This is a genomic window from Aeromonas sp. JL9 (genome assembly GCF_024436075.1).
Classification (GTDB): domain Bacteria; phylum Pseudomonadota; class Gammaproteobacteria; order Enterobacterales; family Aeromonadaceae; genus Aeromonas; species Aeromonas veronii.
In genome coordinates this window covers 1-20,371 of record NZ_JANFNV010000046.1, presented here as the reverse complement: position 1 = coordinate 20,371, position 20,371 = coordinate 1, and the positions used below count along the sequence as shown (strand labels likewise).

The 20,371-nt window shown below is 57.5% G+C and carries 17 protein-coding genes and 2 tRNA genes; 10 read left to right on the top strand and 9 right to left on the bottom strand.

Features of this window, described 5'->3' with window-relative positions; all coding sequences use genetic code 11:
* The first annotated feature begins 218 nt into the window (after positions 1 to 218).
* Together NOM06_RS20005 and NOM06_RS20000 are read left to right on the top strand one after the other, a co-directional pair.
* Positions 219 to 554: a hypothetical protein gene (locus NOM06_RS20005; RefSeq protein ID WP_005358483.1), complete on the top strand. Its 336-nt coding sequence runs from the start codon at positions 219 to 221 to the stop codon at positions 552 to 554.
* A gap of 113 nt (positions 555 to 667) precedes the next feature.
* On the top strand, positions 668 to 1,537 hold the full coding sequence (locus NOM06_RS20000) for a hypothetical protein (protein ID WP_255912909.1): 870 nt from the start codon (positions 668 to 670) through the stop codon (positions 1,535 to 1,537).
* Positions 1,538 to 1,592: 55 nt separating this feature from the next.
* Here the strand turns inward: NOM06_RS20000 and NOM06_RS19995 are convergent, their stop codons facing one another.
* Positions 1,593 to 2,999 (bottom strand): sigma-54 dependent transcriptional regulator, encoded by a 1,407-nt coding sequence (locus tag NOM06_RS19995; protein ID WP_255912907.1) that lies wholly within the window; start codon positions 2,997 to 2,999, stop codon positions 1,593 to 1,595.
* A 151-nt stretch (positions 3,000 to 3,150) separates the two neighbouring features.
* A complete protein-coding gene (gene fkpA / locus NOM06_RS19990; RefSeq protein ID WP_255912905.1) occupies positions 3,151 to 3,954 on the bottom strand; it encodes an FKBP-type peptidyl-prolyl cis-trans isomerase in 804 nt (267 codons plus the stop codon).
* Between the two features lie 118 nt (positions 3,955 to 4,072).
* Here fkpA and NOM06_RS19985 point away from each other — a divergent pair, with 118 nt between their 5' ends.
* The 3 genes from NOM06_RS19985 to NOM06_RS19975 all read left to right on the top strand — a co-directional run bounded on the left by NOM06_RS19985 (position 4,073) and on the right by NOM06_RS19975 (position 6,442).
* Entirely contained in the window at positions 4,073 to 5,041 is a 969-nt protein-coding gene (locus NOM06_RS19985) for a hypothetical protein (protein ID WP_021230804.1), read from the top strand.
* 14 nt (positions 5,042 to 5,055) lie between these two features.
* On the top strand, positions 5,056 to 5,271 hold the full coding sequence (locus NOM06_RS19980) for a SlyX family protein (protein ID WP_255912903.1): 216 nt from the start codon (positions 5,056 to 5,058) through the stop codon (positions 5,269 to 5,271).
* Between the two features lie 427 nt (positions 5,272 to 5,698).
* Positions 5,699 to 6,442 carry a hypothetical protein gene (locus NOM06_RS19975; protein WP_202001538.1) on the top strand — a complete coding sequence of 248 codons (744 nt, stop codon included), beginning with the start codon at positions 5,699 to 5,701 and terminating at the stop codon, positions 6,440 to 6,442.
* Positions 6,443 to 6,562: 120 nt separating this feature from the next.
* Here the strand turns inward: NOM06_RS19975 and NOM06_RS19970 are convergent, their stop codons facing one another.
* Positions 6,563 to 7,015: an RNA methyltransferase gene (locus NOM06_RS19970; protein WP_255912916.1), complete on the bottom strand. Its 453-nt coding sequence runs from the start codon at positions 7,013 to 7,015 to the stop codon at positions 6,563 to 6,565.
* Between the two features lie 203 nt (positions 7,016 to 7,218).
* Between NOM06_RS19970 and NOM06_RS19965 the strand changes: the two genes are divergently transcribed.
* Positions 7,219 to 8,310: a PfkB family carbohydrate kinase gene (locus NOM06_RS19965; RefSeq protein WP_255912901.1), complete on the top strand. Its 1,092-nt coding sequence runs from the start codon at positions 7,219 to 7,221 to the stop codon at positions 8,308 to 8,310.
* Positions 8,304 to 9,212 carry a pseudouridine-5'-phosphate glycosidase gene (locus NOM06_RS19960; protein ID WP_236399763.1) on the top strand — a complete coding sequence of 303 codons (909 nt, stop codon included), beginning with the start codon at positions 8,304 to 8,306 and terminating at the stop codon, positions 9,210 to 9,212. Before NOM06_RS19965 ends, NOM06_RS19960 begins: the two co-directional genes overlap by 7 nt.
* Before the next feature lie 86 nt (positions 9,213 to 9,298).
* Here NOM06_RS19960 and NOM06_RS19955 read toward each other — a convergent pair whose 3' ends face one another.
* Positions 9,299 to 10,024 (bottom strand): carbonic anhydrase, encoded by a 726-nt coding sequence (locus NOM06_RS19955; protein WP_255912915.1) that lies wholly within the window; start codon positions 10,022 to 10,024, stop codon positions 9,299 to 9,301.
* 418 nt (positions 10,025 to 10,442) lie between these two features.
* Between NOM06_RS19955 and NOM06_RS19950 the strand changes: the two genes are divergently transcribed.
* Entirely contained in the window at positions 10,443 to 11,420 is a 978-nt protein-coding gene (locus NOM06_RS19950; protein ID WP_064339529.1) for a cytochrome-c peroxidase, read from the top strand.
* A gap of 52 nt (positions 11,421 to 11,472) precedes the next feature.
* On the opposite strand, the gene NOM06_RS19945 is transcribed toward NOM06_RS19950, so the two are convergent.
* From NOM06_RS19945 to NOM06_RS19935, 3 genes are all read right to left on the bottom strand, one after another.
* A complete protein-coding gene (locus tag NOM06_RS19945; protein WP_255912899.1) occupies positions 11,473 to 12,747 on the bottom strand; it encodes an alpha/beta fold hydrolase in 1,275 nt (424 codons plus the stop codon).
* A gap of 426 nt (positions 12,748 to 13,173) precedes the next feature.
* Positions 13,174 to 13,249: transfer RNA gene (locus tag NOM06_RS19940), tRNA-Asn, on the bottom strand.
* A 4-nt stretch (positions 13,250 to 13,253) separates the two neighbouring features.
* Positions 13,254 to 13,329: transfer RNA gene (locus NOM06_RS19935), tRNA-Phe, on the bottom strand.
* Between the two features lie 265 nt (positions 13,330 to 13,594).
* Here NOM06_RS19935 and rraB point away from each other — a divergent pair.
* On the top strand, positions 13,595 to 13,930 hold the full coding sequence (rraB, locus tag NOM06_RS19930) for a ribonuclease E inhibitor RraB (protein WP_255912913.1): 336 nt from the start codon (positions 13,595 to 13,597) through the stop codon (positions 13,928 to 13,930).
* Positions 13,931 to 13,993: 63 nt separating this feature from the next.
* Here rraB and NOM06_RS19925 read toward each other — a convergent pair whose 3' ends face one another.
* Complete coding sequence (locus tag NOM06_RS19925) at positions 13,994 to 15,949, bottom strand: EAL domain-containing protein (protein WP_255912911.1); 1,956 nt, start codon at positions 15,947 to 15,949, stop codon at positions 13,994 to 13,996.
* A 185-nt stretch (positions 15,950 to 16,134) separates the two neighbouring features.
* Between NOM06_RS19925 and NOM06_RS19920 the strand changes: the two genes are divergently transcribed.
* A complete protein-coding gene (locus tag NOM06_RS19920; RefSeq protein ID WP_005335330.1) occupies positions 16,135 to 16,629 on the top strand; it encodes a hypothetical protein in 495 nt (164 codons plus the stop codon).
* 72 nt (positions 16,630 to 16,701) lie between these two features.
* Here NOM06_RS19920 and NOM06_RS19915 read toward each other — a convergent pair.
* The coding region (locus tag NOM06_RS19915; protein ID WP_255912898.1) for an Ig-like domain-containing protein at positions 16,702 to 20,371 on the bottom strand (3,670 nt) is incomplete at its 5' end.

Sequence of the window (20,371 nt, the reverse complement as noted above, 5' to 3'; positions counted from 1 at the left end):
ATGATTTTTCGTGTCATGCTGCCTATGTTGGGGTTGGCATCATTCGAATCAACTCGGTTTTGTTAGCGGCTCTAAGACGCGCTAGCAAACCTTTATCCGGGATCCTCTTCACAGCCCGGGCCCGGGCTGCTGGTGATTACCTGCGAAGAGTGATTAAATCCCGCGCCTCTTGCACCGGACTCCCTGTTTTTTGACGATCAGTTTTCAGGAAAGATGTTATGAACCCCGCTCCGCTCTATCTGCTGGCCCCTTTTGTTCTGTTCCTTGTGACCATGCTGCTCTATCGCATTTCGCCGCTGCGGGCGGTCGCCGCCGGTGGGGTACGCTGGTTTATCCTGCCGGCCTTCACTCTGTTTATTTTACTGATCATCATCAACGGTGCCGCCGATCCCGCCCTGCGCGATCCGGCATTCCACTGGTTGATGCCGGGCCTTGGCTTTGCCCTGAGCCTGTTTCCGGCCCTGCCCAAGGCGCTGGTGCCACGGCTCGCCATCAAGGAGGGGGCCTTTGCCGCCCTCGGTCTGATGCTGATGAGCCTGGCCATGGTCTACTGACCAACCGGCCACAGCCGTTAGCATGATGCAAGGGGCGCTCTGTGACGGGAGCCCCTTGTACAAACAATGGCCTGCAGGCATCTTGGTGACAGGATAACCAGCAAGGAGGCCAGATGGACAATCCGCCCGATTTCATGGCGCTGTGGGATTATCAGGATCCCGCCGCCAGCGCCCTGCGTTTTCACACCCTTCTTCCCGAAGCGCGCGCCGCCGCCGACCTGCAACTCGAACTGGAGTTGCTGACCCAAATTGCCCGCACCCATTCGCTGCAGCGCCAGTTTGCCGAAGCCCATCAGCTGCTCGACGAGATAGCGCCTCGCCTCACCGATAAAACCCCCAGAGCGCGGATCCGGGCCCTGCTGGAACGAGGCCGCACCTTTAACTCGGCGGGCGACAAAGCCAGTGCCAAACCGCTGTTTGAACAAGCCTGGCAATGGGGGCTCAAGGAGAAGGAGACCTATCTCGCCATCGACGCCGCTCACATGATCGCCATCGCCGCACCACTGGAAGAGCAGAGCCGCTGGCATCAACTGGCGATGGAGCTGGCGGAACGCAGCCGTGACGAGAAGGTGCGTGGCTGGCTGGCCCCCCTTTACAACAATCAGGGCTGGACCCTATTCGAATTGGGCCGCTTTGATGAGGCGAAAATCCAGCAGCAGAAGTGCCTGGCCTGGCATCTGCAACATAACCAGCCGGCCAAGGCGTTTATCGCCCGCTGGAGTCTGGCTCGCCTGACCCGGGCCCAGGGTCAGCACCAGCAGGCGCTGGCAGAGCTGCACCAGCTCAAGGCCGATATGGCCGAGGCAGGCGAACCTGAGGATGGTTATCTGTTCGAGGAGCTGGGGGAGAATGCCTTGGTGCTGGACGATCCGCTGGCCGCGGAATACTTCTCCCGCGCCTGGTTTCTGCTGTCACAGGACCGCTGGTTCAGCGCCAACGAGGGGGAACGACTGGCCCGCCTCAAGCGGCTCGCCAAACTCTGATCCCCAAAATAGCAAGGGCGGCACGCTAGCCGCCCTTATCTGCTGGCAAGATGGTTCAGGCCCGATTGGACTCCTCCCACCCCTGCTTTTTACGGTAAATGGTGGAGGGGCTGATCTCGAGCAGGGCCGCCGCCTTGGGAATATTGCCATCACAGCTGGCGATGGCCTGTTCGATCACCTCTTTCTCCACCAGCCAGAGCGGACGAATTGGCCCGTTGGCCACCCCGGTGGTGGCCGGAGCCGATGTCACCGCTGCCGCAATCGCAGCCGGCAACTGGGGACGAACCCCATTGAGTGGTGGCGGCAGAATATCCGGGCTCACCAGCTCCTTGTCGTTGAGCACCACGATATTGCGCACCACGTTCTGCAGCTCGCGTACGTTGCCGGGCCAGGGGTAGTCGAGCAGCACTCGCGCCGCCTCGACGTCAAAATCCTTGAAGCGTTTGTTCTCCTCCTTGGCGTAGCTTTGCAGCAGGGTGCGCGCCAGCAGCAGGATATCCTCACCCCGCTCCCGCAGCGGCGGCAGGGTGAGGGGAATGACGTGGAGCCGATAGTAGAGATCCTCGCGAAAACGGCCCGCTTTCACCTCCACCAGCGGATCCCGGTTGGTGGCGCAGATAAAGCGCACATCCACCGTCTCAAGCTTGCCGCTGCCGACCCGCTGCACTGTGCCGGTCTGGATGAAGCGCAGCAGCTTGCTCTGTAGATCCAGGTCCATCTCGCAGATCTCGTCGAGAAACAGGGTACCGCCATCGGCCAGACTGGCCGCCCCCTTGCGATCCCCCTGGGCGCCGGTAAAAGAGCCCTTCACATGACCGAAGATCTCGCTCTCCATCAAATCGTGGGGAATGGCGGCGCAGTTGAGGGCAATAAAGGGCTGTTCGCTGCGGGGACTGCACTGGTGAATCGCCTCGGCACACACCTCTTTGCCGGTGCCGCTTTCGCCAGTGATAAAGACGGTCGCCTTGCTGGGCGCCGCGCTCTCGATGATGCGATAGACCGCCTGCATCGACATGGAGGCACCGATAAAGCCGAAGAAGGAGCTGCGTTCGAAATTCTCCCGATAGTGGGCAACCAGCGAGCTCAACTGCTGGTGTTTCAAGGCATTGCGAACGGTGGCGCAGAGCCGCTTACTGTCAAACGGCTTGGTCAGAAAATCGAAGGCACCGAGGCGCATCGCCTCCACCGCCACATCCACCGAGCCGTGGGCGGTGATCACCACCACCGAGCAAGGCAACTGCTGTTCGGTGATCATCTGCAGAATATCCATACCGGACATATCCGGCAGCTCCAGATCCAGCAGCACCACGGGGGGAGGACTTGCCAACAACTGCGCCAACGCTTGCTGACCGCAGTCGGCCTGCACCACCTCATACCCCTCCTGGCGCAGGTACTGTTCATAGACCACCGCCAGACTACGGGTATCTTCCACCAGCAGGACACGCGATTTATTTTCAGCCACTGGACTCATCCTTGTATTTGATTCTGCGATCTATTTTGCCTTATTTTCGCGCGCAAACCCAACGCCAAGACAGCTCTGTTATCCCGCGATTGCAGGGAATACACAAGTAAAAACGGCTCCTTAAGGAGCCGTTTTTCACTACAAGAAAAGATTACTTCTTGGCATCGTCGGCAGTCGGCTTCTCGATAGCCAGCAGCTCAACGTCAAACACCAGCACGGCATTCGCCGGGATGGAGCCTGCACCGTGCTCGCCATAGGCCAGCTTGGACGGCAGGAAGAACTTGAACTTGGAGCCAACCGGCATCAGCTGAACACCTTCGGTCCAACCCGGGATAACCTGGTTGAGCGGGAAGGTAGCCGGCTCGCCGCGATCGACGGAGCTGTCGAACTTGGTGCCGTCAGTCAGGGTACCGGTGTAGTGAACCTTGACGATATCGGTAGATTTCGGCTTGGCGCCAGTGCCAATCTTCTCGACCACGTACTGCAGGCCGGATTCAGTGCTCTTCACACCCTCTTTCTTGGCGTTGGCAGCCAGGAACTCTTCGCCTTTCTTCAGATTCTCAACGGCGTCTTTCTCGGCCTTGGCCTTGGTCAGCTCGTTGATCTTGGCGTCGTAATCCTGCAGTACCTTCTGGATCTCTTCATCAGTCATCTTGGCTTCTTTGCCCAGACCGTCAGTCACCCCTTTCAGGATCACGGCGTTGTCCAGTTTGATGCCCAGTTCCTGCTGACGCTCCAGGGTATTGGCGATGTAACGACCCATGGAGAGGCCAATTGCGTAGCCAGATTGCTCTTCAAAGCTCTTGGCTTCGGCCTTGGTCGCCTCTGCCGGCTTGCTGGCTTCTGCCTTCACTTCGGCGGTATTGGCCGCAGCAGGCTTCTCGTCTTTTTGGCAAGCAGTCAGACCGACGGCAACGGCCGCCGCCAACAGGGACACCTTCAGAAATTTGTTCATCAGTTTCTCCAAACTCCAAATACCGCTCTCGGTTCCATCGTGAAATGAGAGGTTTATCGTGATAAGCGCCTTATACTAACGCCGTGATCGCAGGTAACAAAAGCGTGAGACCGCAAAAATGATAAAAAGTGCCATTTATCTGGTGAGCCTCTGTTTAATGCTCACCGGTTGCGAGCAGAGCTCCCAGCCCAACCAGCAAATGACCCTCGCCAGCACGGGTCTGCTGACCGCAGATCTCTCCAGTGATGGCAAGCAGGCCATCGTCTCCAGCATCAGCCAGGGCATCATCGTCTGGGATCTGGAACAGAACCGTCAACGCTGGCGCTGGAAGCAATCCGACTCGGCGGATGATCTGGTATTCATTACCCGCTTTTCCGAAGGCAACAGCCATGCCGTCACCGCCACCCCAGACACTTTTGCTACCTGGCGGCTGAACGACGGGCAATCACAAGGCTACTACTCACTTCCTGAATCCAGGCTGAGGGACATCGCGCTCTCTGCAGATGGTCGTTATGTGCTGATCGGGCGAGAAGATGGCAAGGCCGAGTGGCTCGATACCCGAAGCGGTCGTCGTCTGCAGTTTCTGGGGCACACCGAACAGGTCAATACGGTGGATCTCTCCGCCAACGGTCGCTACGCCCTGACCGGCGGCAACGACTACAGCGCCTATCTGTGGGATACCCGTAGCGGGCAGGTAATTTGGCGCTTCAACCATGGTGGCCGGGTGATCATGGCCAGACTGGAGCCGAGCGGCCGCTACGCCTTCACCGCCGACAGCAGCCGGGCCAGCATCTGGGATCTGAAAACCGGCAAGGAGGTGAGTCAGCTGCAATATGATCACCGCTTCGAGGTCTACACCAGCGCCCGCTTTGCCAACGATGGCAAGTGGCTCATCACTGGCGCCCCTTCCCGTCAGCTCTCCCTGTGGCAAGTGAGCGATGGTGCCCTGCTGCAGAGCTGGCGCGTCTCGCCGCAACCCAAGGTGAAACCGCCCAGCGCAGTGGTCTACGGCGTCGCTTTGCGCGACAATAGCCACCTTGTCAGTGCCAGCTCCAGTGGTCTGGCCGAAATCTGGACAATCAAGTAAGGACCCGAAGGCCCATGAGTCAGCCACTTAACGATCGCATCGAAACCCTGGAAACCCGTCTTGCCTATGCGGAATACACCATAGAGCAGCTCAACGACGAGGTGACCACCCAGGGCCGTGAACTCGATCGGCTCAAATACCAGATCCAGCTGCTGATCGACAAACTGCAAAGCGTACAGCCCAGCCAGATTGCCAGCATGGCCGAAGAGACCCCGCCGCCGCACTACTAAACACAGCGCAAGATCGAGAAGCTAGCTGGCCCCCGGGTGAGGCTGTAGAGATTCATAGCCGGGATAACATGACGCGGATGAGGGTCGCCTTTCTATATCGCGGTATGGCTGCTACCGCTGAGGTTTATCAAAAACTATATGTCACTTACCTGTACGCATGAGGTGTGCCAGCGCCTCATGCAAACAGACGTTGATATTCCCTCTGCTGTCAGACCCGCCCTACGTATTTGTGGTTAACCATCTTATTAGCGACAGCCAATTGGCCACTATTGACCCTCTCATTAATGAGAACGACTCGAAGGTAAATAACTCTCAACCCTGTCGCAAAATGGAGATGCGGGATGTTTTCTCCGCCCGCCACTGTCAATGGCATGGTATAAATCAGGTGATAAATGCTCTCCTCACCCCTGCGAGGATAATGCTGACCATGCTGCGCATCGGTTGTTTGCTGCTTTGCTCTCTGTGTGCGATCGCCCACGCTCGCACAGCCGATATTCACGTCTATTGCGATGGCTGGCCCGGTTTCTGCCAACCGGATGGCCGCGGTATCTATCTCGATCTGGTGCGAACCATCTACCAACCCCATGGCTACCAGATCGTGCCCCATATCGTGCCCTACAAACGCGCCGTCGCCATGGTAGCCAGGCAAGAGGGGGATATGGCCATGAGTGTCTATCGGGACGAGATCAAGGGGGTTAGGCAGCCCAATCAGCCAGCCTCCGCCGATGATGTGACCGTCTTCATGCTCAAGCAGTGGCAGCCACAATGGCGGGGAGAGCGCAGCCTGGAGGGAGAGACCGTACTCTGGCGGCGAGGATGGGTGCTGGATAAATATCTTCCGGTCACCATGCGGTGGCACGAAATCGACAACCATGAGATGGCACTGCAGCTGATTGGCAAGGGGCGCTATCGCTATTACCTGACCGCTGGGGTGCTCCATTCCGCCGATGAAACCCCGGCCAATATGTACCGCACCATTTTGCGCTGGATACCGACTTACCCCATTTTTACCGATACCGAGCAGGGCGACCGGCTACTGCAGCTGTGGGATCAGGAGATGGTGAATCTGATCCGTCGCGGCACGCTGGCCGAGATATATCGCCGTTATCACCTCTATGACTACTACCGCGACTTTCTCGAGGAGCAGGCGGTCAAGGCCGGCGAAAACTGATCCCGCCATAGGGGAAAGAGAAGGATGCCGCAGCCCCGTCAACAGCGGCCACCGCCAGCTATCTGCCCATAAGCAACACCGCTTCCATTACGGTTTGGCTGACCGTTGACACGCCACAGCTCAGGGTTGCCGGAACCCCTTCGCCAATCGGTCATAGAGGATCACGTTGACCGAGGCAGCCAGATTCATGCAGCCCTGAGTCGGCACATAGACCACATCTTTCACCGCGCCATAGAGGGCGGGATCGAGCGTGCCATCCTCCGGCCCGAAAATATAAAAAGCGCGTTCCGGATGGATATAGTCGGGGAGCGGCGTAGCACCGTCGATCAGATCGACCACTACGGGAACACACCCTTCCGGCATGAATTGCAGCAGATCATCAACCCCGAGCAACGGGATCTTCTCCACCATCTGCTTGGTATCGGTGGCAAAGCGGCGCGCCAGCTCGAAGCGGTTGCCGGTGTAGTAGACCTCATCCACCCTGTAGCAACCCGCAGCTCGCATCACGGCACCGACATTTTCCGGGGATTTGGGATTGACCAGCCCTACGCAGCAGAATGCTCTCTTTTCCATCATCTCTCCTCATCTTGCGGCGACCATTATAAGCCGCTGCGGGGTCATCGACCCGTTAAAAGTACCTCGCCAGACTCAACGACTCGTCACCCCATCACGAATGTCGATTTTTTGTGCGCAAACCGACAAATCTTGTACAACTCGATAGCCAGCAAACGTTTCCCAGCAATAATGGACAAACGTTTGTAAATGGATGTTTGTCTATGACTGAGCGTGAACAAGAGATCCTCGCCCTGCTGCGTCAGGATCCCATGATTGCCCAGCAGGAGCTGGCCGATCGCCTCGGCATCAGCCGCTCTGCGCTGGCCAGCCACATCTCCAGCCTGATCCGGCAGGGGTATGTGCAAGGCAGAGGCTATGTGTTGCGAGAGGGTCCCTACGTGGTGGTGATCGGCGGTGCCAATATGGATATTTGCGGTACCAGCCACGACAACCTGCTGCTTGGCGACTCCAATCCGGGCAAGGTGCGCACCTCGGCGGGCGGTGTTGGCCGCAATATCGCCGAGAATCTGGCGCGGCTCGGCAGTGATACCCGACTGCTGACCGCAGTCGGCAACGACCAGTATGGTCACCATCTATTGGAAGTGAGCCAGCTGGCCGGCGTCGATGTGCGCCAGACTCTGGTGCTCGATGGCCACACCACCTCCTGTTATCTCAGCCTGCATGATGGCAGCGGCGAAATGAGCTGTGCCATCAATGACATGGCCATTATCGAGCAGCTCACTCCTGCCCGCCTGACCCCCCTCGCAGGCTTTCTCGGCGGTGCCCGGCTCTGGGTGCTCGACACCAATCTGGCCATCCATACCCTCGACTGGTTGTTTGAACGGCAAGGTGATCACGCCATCTTTGTCGATACCGTTTCGGTGGCCAAGGTGGAGAAGATCCGCCCCTGGCTCGGCAAGATCCACACCCTCAAACCCAATCGCAGCGAAGCCGAGCAGCTGTGCGGCATGACCATCGCCGGGCCCGAAACCTGGCCCATGGTTGCCGCCTGGTTCCACCGCGCCGGGGTCAAGCGGCTGTTCCTCAGTCTGGGTGAACAGGGGATCTTCTACAGCGATGGTGAGCAGCAGGGCCACCTCCCGGTGCTGGGCAGTCCGGTACTCAACGTCACCGGCGGCGGGGATGCCTTTATGGCTGGCCTCGCCCACGCCTGGCTGCAAGAGCTCGACATTACCCAAACCACCCGCTTTGCCCTGGGCTGCGCCGCCCTCACAGTCAATTGTTCCGATACCGTTTTTTCCGGTCTGAGCAAGACCGCCGTTGACCGCATACTGGAGGAGTACTCATGCTGAACGCTTACCTCGATATCCAACCGGAAGTTGCTGCCGCGCTGGCCGCCGGCAAACCGGTCGTCGCCCTAGAATCAACCATCATCTCCCACGGCATGCCCTATCCGCAGAACGTGGAGACGGCCCGTCAGGTTGAACAGGTGGTGCGCGATAACGGCGCCATTCCGGCCACCATCGCCATCCTCGACGGCCGCCTCAAGGTGGGTCTGGATGCCGGTGCGCTGGAAGCACTCGGCCGGGCAGGCCACAGCGTGACCAAGTGCAGCCGCCGCGACATTCCGTTCGTGCTGGCGCGCAAGGGGATGGGAGCCACAACGGTCGCCTCCACCATGATCATCGCCGCCATGGCGGGGATCCGGGTCTTTGCCACCGGTGGCATTGGCGGGGTACATCGCGGCGCACAGGAGACCTTCGATATCTCGGCCGATCTGCAGGAGCTGGCACAAACACCGGTGGCCGTAGTCTGCGCCGGTGCCAAGTCGATCCTCGATATCGGCCTGACGCTGGAGTATCTGGAGACCCAGGGCGTGCCGGTGATCGGCTATCAAACGGGCGAGCTGCCCGCCTTCTACACCCGCGAGAGCGGCTTCAAGGTTGATTATCGCCTCGATACCCCGGCAGCCATCGCCGAGGCGCTGCGCCTCAAGTGGGAGCTGGGACTGGCGGGCGGCGCCGTAGTGGCCAACCCCATCCCGACCGCACACGCCATGCCGAAAGCCGATATCGACGCGGCCATCGCCCGAGCGCTCCATGAAGCGGACGAGCAGGGGATCAAGGGCAAGGCGTCAACCCCCTTCCTGCTGGCCCGCGTCTGCGAACTGACCGGCGGCAACTCGCTGGCAGCCAACATCCAGCTGGTACTGAACAACGCGGCCCTCGGCGCCCGCATCGCTGCCAGCCTGTAATCGCACACCGATACCTCGCCATGTAAAAGAGGGCCTCGCGGCCCTCTTGTTGTTTTTGCTATCTACTGTGCTATTGCAACGCTGTGTTATTGCAGGACCACGCGCCCATTGAGCGGTTGCACCGGCCGGTTGTTGGGGTGGTGCATCACCGCCTTGAAGGCGTCGCTCTGGGCCTGACTAACCTCAACCGGCTGCTTCATAACCAGCCAGCGCACTCCTTCCGAGCATGGAGGCGTAGTAAGGGAACCGCTGAAGCGATAGTAGTCACGGCTCTCGGGCAGCAGTTGCTCAGCAGAGAGCGGCGCCTTGAGGGCCTGGGTCTCGCCCACCTTGGCAGGTAGTTCACCCCAGACAGCCGCCAACGCCGGATTTGCCTTGCCAACCTCGAACATCACCGCCACCACGGCGATCTCTCCCTTGTCACTGACATGCACCAGATGCCCTTCCAGCGGATAGGATTTGCCCTCGATGAGGTTCTCACTCGGGGCGTGGAAGTGAAACTGCTTTAGTTCAAACGTGGTGCCATCGAGTTGCAAGGTGCTGCCCGGGGCATAACCGACCTGCACGGTATGACCTTTATTGACCACTGTGTTGCCACCCGCCTGATAGTGGAGTACCAGCGGGGCCAGTTTGGCCTCGACCAATCCGTTCAGGTTAACCGGCGACTGATTGCTGCCCGCACACTGGCCAAACTCAGGGGTCAGCTTGGCCCAGTGGGCAGGCCCCGCCTCACCGCTATATTCCCAATGGGGGGTGGCAGCAAACACGACAGGGCACAGCAACAGGGAGCAGGCCAACAGAGACTTTCTCATCATACATCCTTATCTTGATTGAAAAGCACGACCATCCGGCGCCGCTCCAAAGAACAAGACGACAGAGGGTGTTGAAACGCAGGGTACAATTTGCTCATCCTGTCGGTTTATTATTAATGATGCATTTGATAGGTATTTATTTAACGGCAGAATGGCAAAGCATATTGAATAATCGCTTTATTCAATGACAGCAATCTAATTAATCGCCTGTTCATTTTCTTTGCTTCGCACATAATCCAGACATGATGCTAATTCCATACTCTCCTCTTAATTATCCTGCCCCCATTTTGCCAACAAATCATATGTGATTGTTTTTATTGTAAATAATCAAGCAAGCCTGATTTTGATCAATTAACAAGCAGCGCTTTGACGTCATCCTTGTCTTGCTGGCATAAACAGCATCAAGGGAGATGACGCAATGAGAAAATATTGTTTGCTAGTGGCACTGATATTACCCGGTGCCGGTTGGGCGAATGAACCCATACAGCCCGTGGAACCAGCCAAGGTGACAAACCCGGAAAAAGTCGAGTTGGGCAAGATGCTGTTTTTCGAACCAAGACTCTCCAAATCCGGCGCAATCTCTTGTAACTCTTGCCATAACCTGGCGACCGGTGGGGTGGATAATCAAGTCAGCTCACTCGGCCATAAATGGAAAGTGGGTCCCATCAATTCCCCGACCGTACTCAACTCCAGCCTCAACTTCGTGCAGTTCTGGGATGGTCGCGCCAAGGATCTGAAAGAGCAGGCGGCAGGCCCCATCGCCAACCCGCTGGAGATGGCATTTACCCACAATCTGGCGGTCGAAACTCTGCATACCCTGCCTGGCTATCGTACCCGCTTCAGCGCCGTTTATGGCAAGGACAACTTCGGCATTGACGAGGTCACCGATGCCATCGCTGCTTTTGAAGAGACCCTGGTTACCCCCAATGCCCCGTTTGACCGCTGGTTGAAAGGGGATAGCAAGGCACTGACCGCACAACAGCTGAAAGGGTATGAGCTGTTCAAAGCCAAAGGATGCACGGCATGCCACAACGGGGTCGCTATCGGCGGCAACTCTTATCAGAAGATGGGACTGGTCAAGAGTTACAAAACGGACAACCCGGCTCAGGGTCGCGGTGCCGTCACCGGAGAGAAGCAGTTCATCGGCTGGTTCAAGGTACCTACCCTGCGTAATATCGAGCTGACTTATCCCTACTTCCACGATGGTGCAGTATGGGATCTGAAAGAGGCAGTCCAGATCATGGCTGATATCCAGCTGGGGCAGCGCCTCACAGATCAGGAAGCCGAAGATATGACTGCCTACCTCAAGAGCCTGACCGGTGAGCAGCCGCAGATCGTGTTGCCACAACTCCCACCGTCACAACCTGATACCCCCAAACCAGAGGTAAAAAGCTGATAAAAAACAACAGGGGCCGTGGCCCCTGTTGTCTGCTACCTTACCGGACGATTCAGCGATCCCGATTCAGGGCGATCAGACGATCAAGAATCGCTTCACCATCGGCACGCAAACCGTTGTGCTCATACTCATTGGTGATCCAGGCGCGACTGTTGCCAAGGCCACGCAGGGTTTCGCGGCTGTAGTCAAACTCCACATACATATCCTCGGCATAGACGGCGCAGGCTACCGGCACCTTGTTGCGGGCCAGCTGGGCCGGATTATAGAGCGCCCCCCAGTCCGCCTTGTTGGCCAGCAGATGAGCCGCCTCTTTCAGGTGCAGCAACTCGCGGAACTGCTCGAACATCCAGGGGTAAACCATCTCGCCGGTGAAGGCGAAATCCTTGCCGGGCGCCCAGTTCACCGCAGGAAACTCCCCTCTGACCCGATCCGCCGCCCAGCGAGTCGCCTCCCCTTCGGCGTAGATAGCCTCGTGCAGGATGGCAAACAGCGGGTTGGTATTGAATGGCTGCATGCTCTGCACCTGATAGAGAAAGGCCGGGCTCAGCTTGTCGCCGATAAAGGCCTCTTCCAGCAGGTAATAAAGCTCCTCAAAGGCACCCGTAGCACCGAGATCCAGCCCTTGCTGCTGGAACTGCTCCACCGTAAGGCGCTGGCCGTTGGGCAGTCGCACATCGTGCTGGTGCAGATGGTTGGCCAACCGGTTGGCAATCCCTTGAGCGTGAGGGAAGCGGGCGAAGAAGGCACGGTTCTTGTCAGCCACCCTCTGGTAGGTAGCACGGTAAACCTCCTCGGCACTGCGGCCGATCGGCGCGATACCGCCGGTGATATAGACCTCCCGCAGACTGTCAGGGAAAAACGATAGATAGGTCAGGCAGCAAAAACCGCCAAAGCTCTGACCAAGCAGGCTCCAGCGATGCTTGGGGCTGAGCTCCTGCCGGATGAACTCGGCATCTTGCACTATGCTGTCGGCGCGAAAATGACTGAGATACTCCGCCTGCTCGGTCGGTGTCATTTTGGCCAGAATATGCCCATGGATGGGGCTCGACATCCCGGTGCCACGCTGATCCAGCAGCAGCACTCTGAACTCCTGCAACGCCCGCTTGAGCCAACCACTGTTAGCCGTCGGGCGCGGCGCCCCGAATCCCGGCCCCCCTTGCAAAAAGAGCAGCCAGGGCAACTTCTCATCAATCTTGTCTTTACGGCAGAGGGTGCGGGCAAACAGGGTAATGCTGTCACCATCCGGCTCATCATGATCGAGGGGAACGGTAAAAAAGTGCGGCTCGCAATGAATGCCGTCCAGTACATAGCTCAAGGGGCTGTTCATCTGGGATCTCTCCGTCAGGATGGGAACATCATTGACCACATCATATCCTCGCCCAGCCACAGGGTCACTCCGGTTTTCCAAAATGTTAACAATGGCTTAAAGGTCGAAACATCACCAGACAAGCCGCTCTTCAACGGTGCTGAATTAATTGTTTTGCAGGGGAGATTGACGCCATGGCGCCATTCAACAAAGATGGCTCGCCTGCACAGGAGTGCAGCCATTCAGGCCGACAAAATGGATAAGGGAATGTGATGAAACCGAAGTGGATCAGGGCCAGAAAAAGAGAGAAGAAGCCATGCCCTGGCAGCATGTTGCAAACCGGAATGCTGCTGTTCAGTGCCACTTGTGGCGCAACGCTCTTTTTGGCCGCATGCAACAGCAACTAGAAATGAAAAAGCCCGCTCGATTGAGCGGGCTTTTCGAATTTGGCTCCTCCTACTGGACTTGAACCAGTGACATACGGATTAACAGTCCGCCGTTCTACCGACTGAACTAAGGAGGAATTGTGGTGCCCAGAGACGGAATCGAACCGCCGACACGGGGATTTTCAATCCCCTGCTCTACCGACTGAGCTATCTGGGCAACGGCGCGCATTAAACCCTTTCCAGCGCAGAGTGTCAACCATGATGGCACGATAAAAAGCGAGTTCGCTCAACAACCGAACGAAGCGGCCATTTATTATCCATTTCAGTCCTGTTTGCCATACTTGCTGACCTCTGAACACCCCGCAGGCTGCGTCAAGATGATGGAAATTCGAGGCTCAGTGGGTCAGCCGCATTGAGCCTAATCCACTCTGCGAGTATGCTTTGCCGCAATGATACCGCCTGGAGGCAACATGAGTCTGAATATGCAAGAGTGGCGTGATGAGACCACCGAGATCGTCAACGAACTGCTGGCCGATGGCAGCAATCCCGATGCGGATTACTACATTGAGCACCATTTCGCCTGCCAGGATTTCGACCGTCTGGAAAAAGCAGCGGTTGACCTGTTCAAGGCCGGTTTTGAAGTGACCGATGCCGAAGAGATGGAGCTGGATGACGGCGCCACCATCTTCTGCTTCGATGCCACCATCGAGTGCAAGCTGAATGTCGAAGCGATCGTCGCCGATATCGCCAAGATGCTGCCCATCCTGGAAAAATACGGGGTGGATTACGATGGCTGGGGTACTTACTTCCAGGATTGATCCTGCCTCCATCGTAAAACAACAAGGCCACCTTGCGGTGGCCTTGTTGTTTCTGACGATCTCTCACGCCAGATAGCTGGCAGCAAACTCCGCCGGCGGCAGGGGGCGACTGAACAGATAGCCCTGTAACCGATCACACCCCGCCTCGGTCAGCCACAACTGCTGCTCGGGCGTTTCCACCCCTTCGGCAGTGATCCGGATCCCAAGCTCATGGCCCAATCCGATGACCGAACGCACGATAGCGGTGGTCGCGCTATTACTGGCCAACCCCTGAGTGAAGCTGCGATCCAGCTTGAGGGTCGCCACCTGCAACCGCGGCAGATAGGCCAGCGAACAGTAACCGGTACCAAAGTCGTCGATGGCCAGCTGAAAACCAGCGGCGATCAGGTTGTCGAGGTTGGTCTCAATCTCGTCGGCATTCTCCATCAGTACCCCTTCGGTGATCTCCAGCTCCAGCTGACTGGCCTTGAGACCATGGCGAGCGATGCAGGCAGAGACCCGCTCACAGAGCGCCGGATCACGAAACTGCAGCGGCGAGAGATTGATGGATAGCACCATATCCGGCTGCGCAGTTTGCCACTGCGCCAGCTGGGCACAGCCCTGTTCCAGCATCAGCTGACCAAGCTGACCGATGACCCCCATCTCTTCCGCCAACGGAATGAATTCGTCGGGGGAGATCATCCCAAGCTCGGGATGGGGCCAGCGACAGAGCAGCTCGGCACCGTGCAGCCGGTGGGTGCGGGTACAGATGATCGGCTGATAGACGGCAACCAGCTGGGCGGACTTGATGGCGAGCGGCAACTGGGCGGCGATCAGCTGACGCCGCTTGAGCCGGGCATGCAGCTCGGGATCAAACAGGGTGCAGTACTGTTGCTGCCGTTTGCCCTGCGCCAGCGCAGCCTCGGCATGACTGAGCAACCGCTCGGCATCGCTTGCCCTCCCCTGGGCCAGTCCGAGAAACACCGGGATCTGGATGCGGTGATCTTCCACCTGATAATGCTCCATCAACTGCTGCTGCAGATGCTGGCTCCACCCCTGCAATGGCTCGTTGAAGTCGGGCAACAACAGGCTGAAGTCATCGGCAGCGACCCGACAGAGCAGAGAACGCGGCGGTACCAGCTGCTGCAACCGCTTGGCCACCTGGCTGAGCAGGCGGTCGGCAATCCGGATCCCGAAGCGATCGTTGATTTCACGAAAATGGTGCAGATCGACCAGCACCAATGTGGCACTGCGTCCCCCAAGATGGCGGCTGGTCTGCAAGAACCGGGAGAGTTTGAGCAGTCCGGTCAGACTGTCGTAGTGCTGCTCCTGCTGCAACTGCGCCTGAGTGGTGCGCAGGCCGGTGATGTCACGCCCCAGCGTCAGGATCCCGAGGGAGTGGCCGTCACCATCGGGGACATCGACCCGGGTGATCTCCATGTGTCGCCCCTGCCCGCTGGCATCCAGCAGACAACACTCGCCTTGACCCATCCCCTGCGGCGCCGCCAACCGGAACGGCAGCTGCTGACCCAGCACCTCATCGGCCCCATGGCCGATAAAGTCGAGAAACGCCTGATTGCACTCCAGCAACACCCCGTTGTGATCATCGAAACGGATCAGATCAGGAATGGCATCGAGCAGAAAACGCTGCAACAACTGCTGCTGTTTGACCGTTTGTTCCAGGCTCTTGCGCTGGGCAATCTCATTAACCACGCCGAATACTGCACAAGCTTCCCCCTGCGGGGTGTAAAGAGGCACCTTGTGCACCTCCATCCAGCAGGTATCACCACCCCGGTTGCAATGGAGCTGCTGATACAGCATCGGCACGCCCCCGGCAAACAACTGCTCATCTTCACTGCGAAATACATCGCCCCAAGGCATCTCTGCATCTGTCTTGCCGACTACCTCGGCAGGCGACTCCTGCTTGGCTTCACGGGCGAACTCACGATTGGCGAACAGGTAACGCCCATGACTATCCCGACAGAAGATACTCATTGGCAATTGGTCGATGATCTGCTGCAGCAGATCCGGGGTGAGCATGTTGGTCACAGGGGTGCTTATGGAGGAATTTCGAGCAAATCTATGATAGCAAACCAATTTTGTAAAGCACCCCGATCACCTCCCCATAACATCGAACGCTGGATGGTTGCTGACAGAGATTGTCGCTCCGGCGATAATAGGCGCCGGTTGGCCAATGGCCTGGTGATATGGACGAGAGAAACAAGATGAAAAAGATTATGGGGAGCGCATTGGCGCTGCTGCTGGTTGGTTGTGCTGGTGACAATAACGGCGGTGAGGAGTATCGCTACAACCCGCCAATTGCCAAGGCAACCAACAATACTCAGGAAATGGCGATCCCGGTGGATCTGGTGTGGGCTCGCGCCGAGAAGTGGTTCACCGATCACGGCCTCACCATCGAAAACAGCCAGCGTGGCTCCGGCCTGATGACCGCCAACGTCAACCAATCAGCCGACGGGCTGGAGTGGCTGGACTGCGGAACTATGGGTTCCAAAGTTGCACTGGGCAACCCGAACCTGCAGATCAACCTGATCATCACCCAGAGCGGCAACAGCAGCGTGGCCACGGTCAACGTCAAGGGCAACACCGAGCTGTTCTTCGTTGAATCTTCAGGCGAGCGCGTACCGGCCCCGTCCATCAAGCCGGTCTGTGTCTCCCGCGGCACCCTGGAGCAGAGCCTGTTTGCCACCCTCGGCAACTGATTTCTCTTCCCTGCAAAGATAAAAAAAGCGGCAGATTGCTCTGCCGCTTTTTTATTGCGTAGTTGTTAGTGCTTACTGTTTATCAATATCGAGCATGTTGTTGGCCAACATGTAATCGATCACCTGGCTAGCCGTTGCACCACTATTACCGGTCAGAGAGCCAAAAGTGTGACCAGACAACACAATCTCCTGGGTCACAGAACCACCCACCGAATCGCTAACCTTGAGATGCACACCTTGGCTATCTGCAGACACAGACAACAGACTTTTAAGCAATGACTCCGTTTTAGACCCATCATGATCCAGCAGGTCACTCAGATCCAGCTTGTCGCGCAGCGTCGGATCACTCAGGCTCGGTTTGAAGTCCGTGACAGTATCAACGGCAGGATTGCTGGCACTCGCATCTCCCTGACTCCATACGAAGAAATCTTTACCTTCGCCGCCAGTCAGAATGTCGTTACCCAAACCACCATACAGTTTGTCACTGCCAGTGCCGCCATAAAGGATATCGTTGCCATCATCACCATAGAGCTCATCGTTGCCACCCTGGCCAAACAGGATATCGTCACCAAGGCCACCGTGCAGCTTGTCGTTCCCCCCTCGGGTATCGCCCGCCACATCCAATGAGTTGGCATTCCCCTTGATGTACTCGTAAAGCTCAAGGGAGCTGGGTGCATAACCATTTTTCAAGGTCAGGAACTGGGTCAGACCATCCAGCCCCTTGCCATTGACCCAGTCTGCCGGCTTGGTCGGGTTGCCAGCCGTGCCCCACGGCAGGTGATCGGTATTGATGGCATCCCCGAACAGGATATCGTTACCCGCACCACCGTGCAGGACATCGGCCCCCACTTCAGCAGGTGTATTGGTGGTCGAACTGCCAACCAGCACAGCCTTAAGCTGATCTGCCGTGGTGATGATGTCGGGTTGGCCAACCGGCGGACGCCCGCCCATCACCTTGTTCAGATCGTCGATCAGCAGCGTGGCAGAATCCCCGCTATCATCCTCATTTACGGTGAATACGTAGCGGTAATCCCCCGCCGCCAACGCACCGCTGTTGACTGTTCCGGCCGAGGTCACCGCGGCACCGACATTCACCCAGGCAGAGCCATTCCAGCGTTGCAGTTGCACCGAGAAAGTGTCTCCGCGGCCGAAATCATTACCCGTACTCAGATCGAAGCGCAGACCGGTCCCCGCCGCCACTGTCAGCTTTTCGCTTCTAAACACTGACACACCATTATCACCCTTATCCGTCAGCGTCAGACGGCCGCCGGAGATATCAACCGAACCCGAGCTATCGCCGGTCTTGCTCCAGCTACTCGCGCTCCACGGCCCTGTATTGCCGGAAAAATCATTCAGCAACTGAGCGTTCTCATATTTACTGCCAGAACCGACCACCTTGGTATTGTCGAAATACGCCAGGTTCCCCTGCGTCACGCCATTACCGATGCCGATCGCCTTGACCTCGCTCTGGCCGGACAGATTCGCAAAAGCATCGATGGCCTTCTGCATATCGATATCGTTGGTTGTGCCACCACTGCCCGAAGTATCCCCGTTATAAACCGTCGGGTTACCGTCAGTCAGGAAGTAGGTCAAGTTCTCGAACGTTTTCCCGCTGCCACTGCCCGGCTGGCTGTTGAACCACGCGGCAGCCTTGATAAAGGCATCCTCGTAGTTGGTCGCCCCGTCGGCCTTCAGCGAGCTGATCTGTTTGATCAAATCCTGCACATTACTCTGCGTCAGCTTGTTAAGCGTCAGCAGTGAATTCGCCGAGGAACTAAAGCCAATGAGCGTCACGTTAACGACACCATCATGGCCTGCCAGCTGATTGGCCAACGCTTTCAGGGCGTTAATCGTCAAGGTCATTCTGTCCTGACCTGCAGGCGGGTCTTCCCTTCCATCCAGGCCAAATTTCATACTGCCTGATGTATCTACAATCAGGGCGATATTGTAGTTTTTGCCCGGATCAACCGAGGTCTTGATACCACCTATATCTCCCAGCAATACATCATCACCACGCCCACCCTCGACAGTGTTATCGCCGTTCGGATTGCTGGGCTTGACCATAAAGCCGGTATCCGCTTCGGTATATTTCACTTGACCGGCTATCGGCAGATCATCCATATCATACTCTTGCGAACCAGCCACCACTGTGACCTTGATATTCTGGCTACCGACAGGCAACTCCACCTGCAGCGACACTTTCCCGTCTTGATCCAGCATGCTGGCCGGCACCTTCCAGCTGCCGTCGGCCTGCAGGCTGCCGCCTTGCACCACGGCCCCAGTCGGCAGGCCGGTAATGGTCAGATCGGTGAAGCGCTCGCTGCCGTCGATATCTTTCAGGTCGACATCAACCTTCAAGGTCGCCAGATCCGCCACCTTGTTCAGGTTGCCATCCTTGAACTCATACTTGCCATCTTGCAGGTAAAGGGTCTCAACGCTGTAGAAGTCGTGGTTGGTCTCCGCCCCGGTGACCGGGTCCTTATAGACCAGCCGGTAATTACAGTCCTTTGGCAAACCTGTCATCACCAGCTTAAGGTCCTTCATCGAACCCGGCATATAGGCAACATCTTGCCCGTCCCCACCGTAATAGGTCGTGGTAGCCTTCAGGCTTTGGGATATCAGCGTATCGTTACCCGCATCGCCCTGTAGCTTGACCGAGGAGGTCGCATTTTTGCCCCCTATCAAAATGTCATTTCCATCACCACCAATCAGGTGATCATTGACACTAGCCCCACCAATCAGAATATCGTTACCAACCCCACCATCGGCCTGGAAGCTACCGCCACTGCCATATTTGATAGTGTCCTTGCCGCCACCGCCCAAGACCCAGCTGCCATCCTTGGAAACCAGATAATCATCGCCAGCGGTCGGCTTATCAGACGGCGTCTTGCCATTCAGGTCGGATAGGATCTCCTCTACCTTCGCCGCTCCCGGCACAAACCCGCCACTCACCAGTTCAACCTTGAGTGTCACGCCGTCAACCACCGGCTTGACGTCAACCACGAAGGTCGCATTACCGCTGTTGTTTACCCCGTCGCTCACCTGATAGCCGAACGACGCATAATCCCCCAGCTTGTTGCCGTCCGCACCCGTGTTCACACCACTGCCCGCCGACCCGCTCGCCTCATGCTGGTCAGGCAGGAACTGCAGCTTGCCGGCGGCGATTTCTGCCTGAGTAAATACCTGATTTTCAACCACAGCCTGCCAGTTACCGTTGCCATCCTTGTACTGCAGCACCCCATCAGCCGGCAGTGAGGTGATCTTGATCGACAGCTTGTCTGCAGCGGTATCGACATCGCTAGCCTTGAAGTCGCTCCACTTCAAAGTAAGCGGCATATCTTCTTCGCCCTGCGCATAACCACCAGAGGTGGTGGGGGCATCGTTCACAGGGGTGACAGTGATGTTGACCGTGGCCGTGTCGGTATCGCCGTCAGCGTCCTTGGCCACGTAGTCAAAGCTGATGTCACCGTTGAAGTCCTTGCCCGGCACAAAGCTGATGCTGCCATCCGCCGCAATCACGACATTGCCGCCCTGTACCGCGATGGTCTGCGCCAGTCCGGTCAGCTCGACGCCGTTGATAGACTTGATCGCCAGCCCGCCATCCGGCGCCTTGTCATTGGCCAGCAGGCTCAGGCTCACCGAGCCATCTTCGTTGACCCGGTACCCGTCATTGACCGCATCGACCGCATCGTCCTGGGCCACCACCGTGATGTTGACCGTGGCCGTGTCGGTATCGCCGTCA

Excerpts from the sequence above, each read along its gene's own strand:
- NOM06_RS20005 (WP_005358483.1), top strand. The coding sequence starts at position 219 with ATGAACCCCGCTCCGCTCTATCTGCTGGCCCCTTTTGTTCTGTTCCTT.
- NOM06_RS20000 (WP_255912909.1), top strand. The coding sequence starts at position 668 with ATGGACAATCCGCCCGATTTCATGGCGCTGTGGGATTATCAGGATCCC.
- fkpA (WP_255912905.1), bottom strand. The coding sequence starts at position 3,954 with ATGAACAAATTTCTGAAGGTGTCCCTGTTGGCGGCGGCCGTTGCCGTC.
- NOM06_RS19985 (WP_021230804.1), top strand. The coding sequence starts at position 4,073 with ATGATAAAAAGTGCCATTTATCTGGTGAGCCTCTGTTTAATGCTCACC.
- NOM06_RS19980 (WP_255912903.1), top strand. The coding sequence starts at position 5,056 with ATGAGTCAGCCACTTAACGATCGCATCGAAACCCTGGAAACCCGTCTT.
- NOM06_RS19975 (WP_202001538.1), top strand. The coding sequence starts at position 5,699 with ATGCTGCGCATCGGTTGTTTGCTGCTTTGCTCTCTGTGTGCGATCGCC.
- NOM06_RS19970 (WP_255912916.1), bottom strand. The coding sequence starts at position 7,015 with ATGGAAAAGAGAGCATTCTGCTGCGTAGGGCTGGTCAATCCCAAATCC.
- NOM06_RS19965 (WP_255912901.1), top strand. The coding sequence starts at position 7,219 with ATGACTGAGCGTGAACAAGAGATCCTCGCCCTGCTGCGTCAGGATCCC.
- NOM06_RS19960 (WP_236399763.1), top strand. The coding sequence starts at position 8,304 with ATGCTGAACGCTTACCTCGATATCCAACCGGAAGTTGCTGCCGCGCTG.
- NOM06_RS19955 (WP_255912915.1), bottom strand. The coding sequence starts at position 10,024 with ATGAGAAAGTCTCTGTTGGCCTGCTCCCTGTTGCTGTGCCCTGTCGTG.
- NOM06_RS19950 (WP_064339529.1), top strand. The coding sequence starts at position 10,443 with ATGAGAAAATATTGTTTGCTAGTGGCACTGATATTACCCGGTGCCGGT.
- NOM06_RS19945 (WP_255912899.1), bottom strand. The coding sequence starts at position 12,747 with ATGAACAGCCCCTTGAGCTATGTACTGGACGGCATTCATTGCGAGCCG.
- rraB (WP_255912913.1), top strand. The coding sequence starts at position 13,595 with ATGCAAGAGTGGCGTGATGAGACCACCGAGATCGTCAACGAACTGCTG.
- NOM06_RS19925 (WP_255912911.1), bottom strand. The coding sequence starts at position 15,949 with ATGCTCACCCCGGATCTGCTGCAGCAGATCATCGACCAATTGCCAATG.
- NOM06_RS19920 (WP_005335330.1), top strand. The coding sequence starts at position 16,135 with ATGAAAAAGATTATGGGGAGCGCATTGGCGCTGCTGCTGGTTGGTTGT.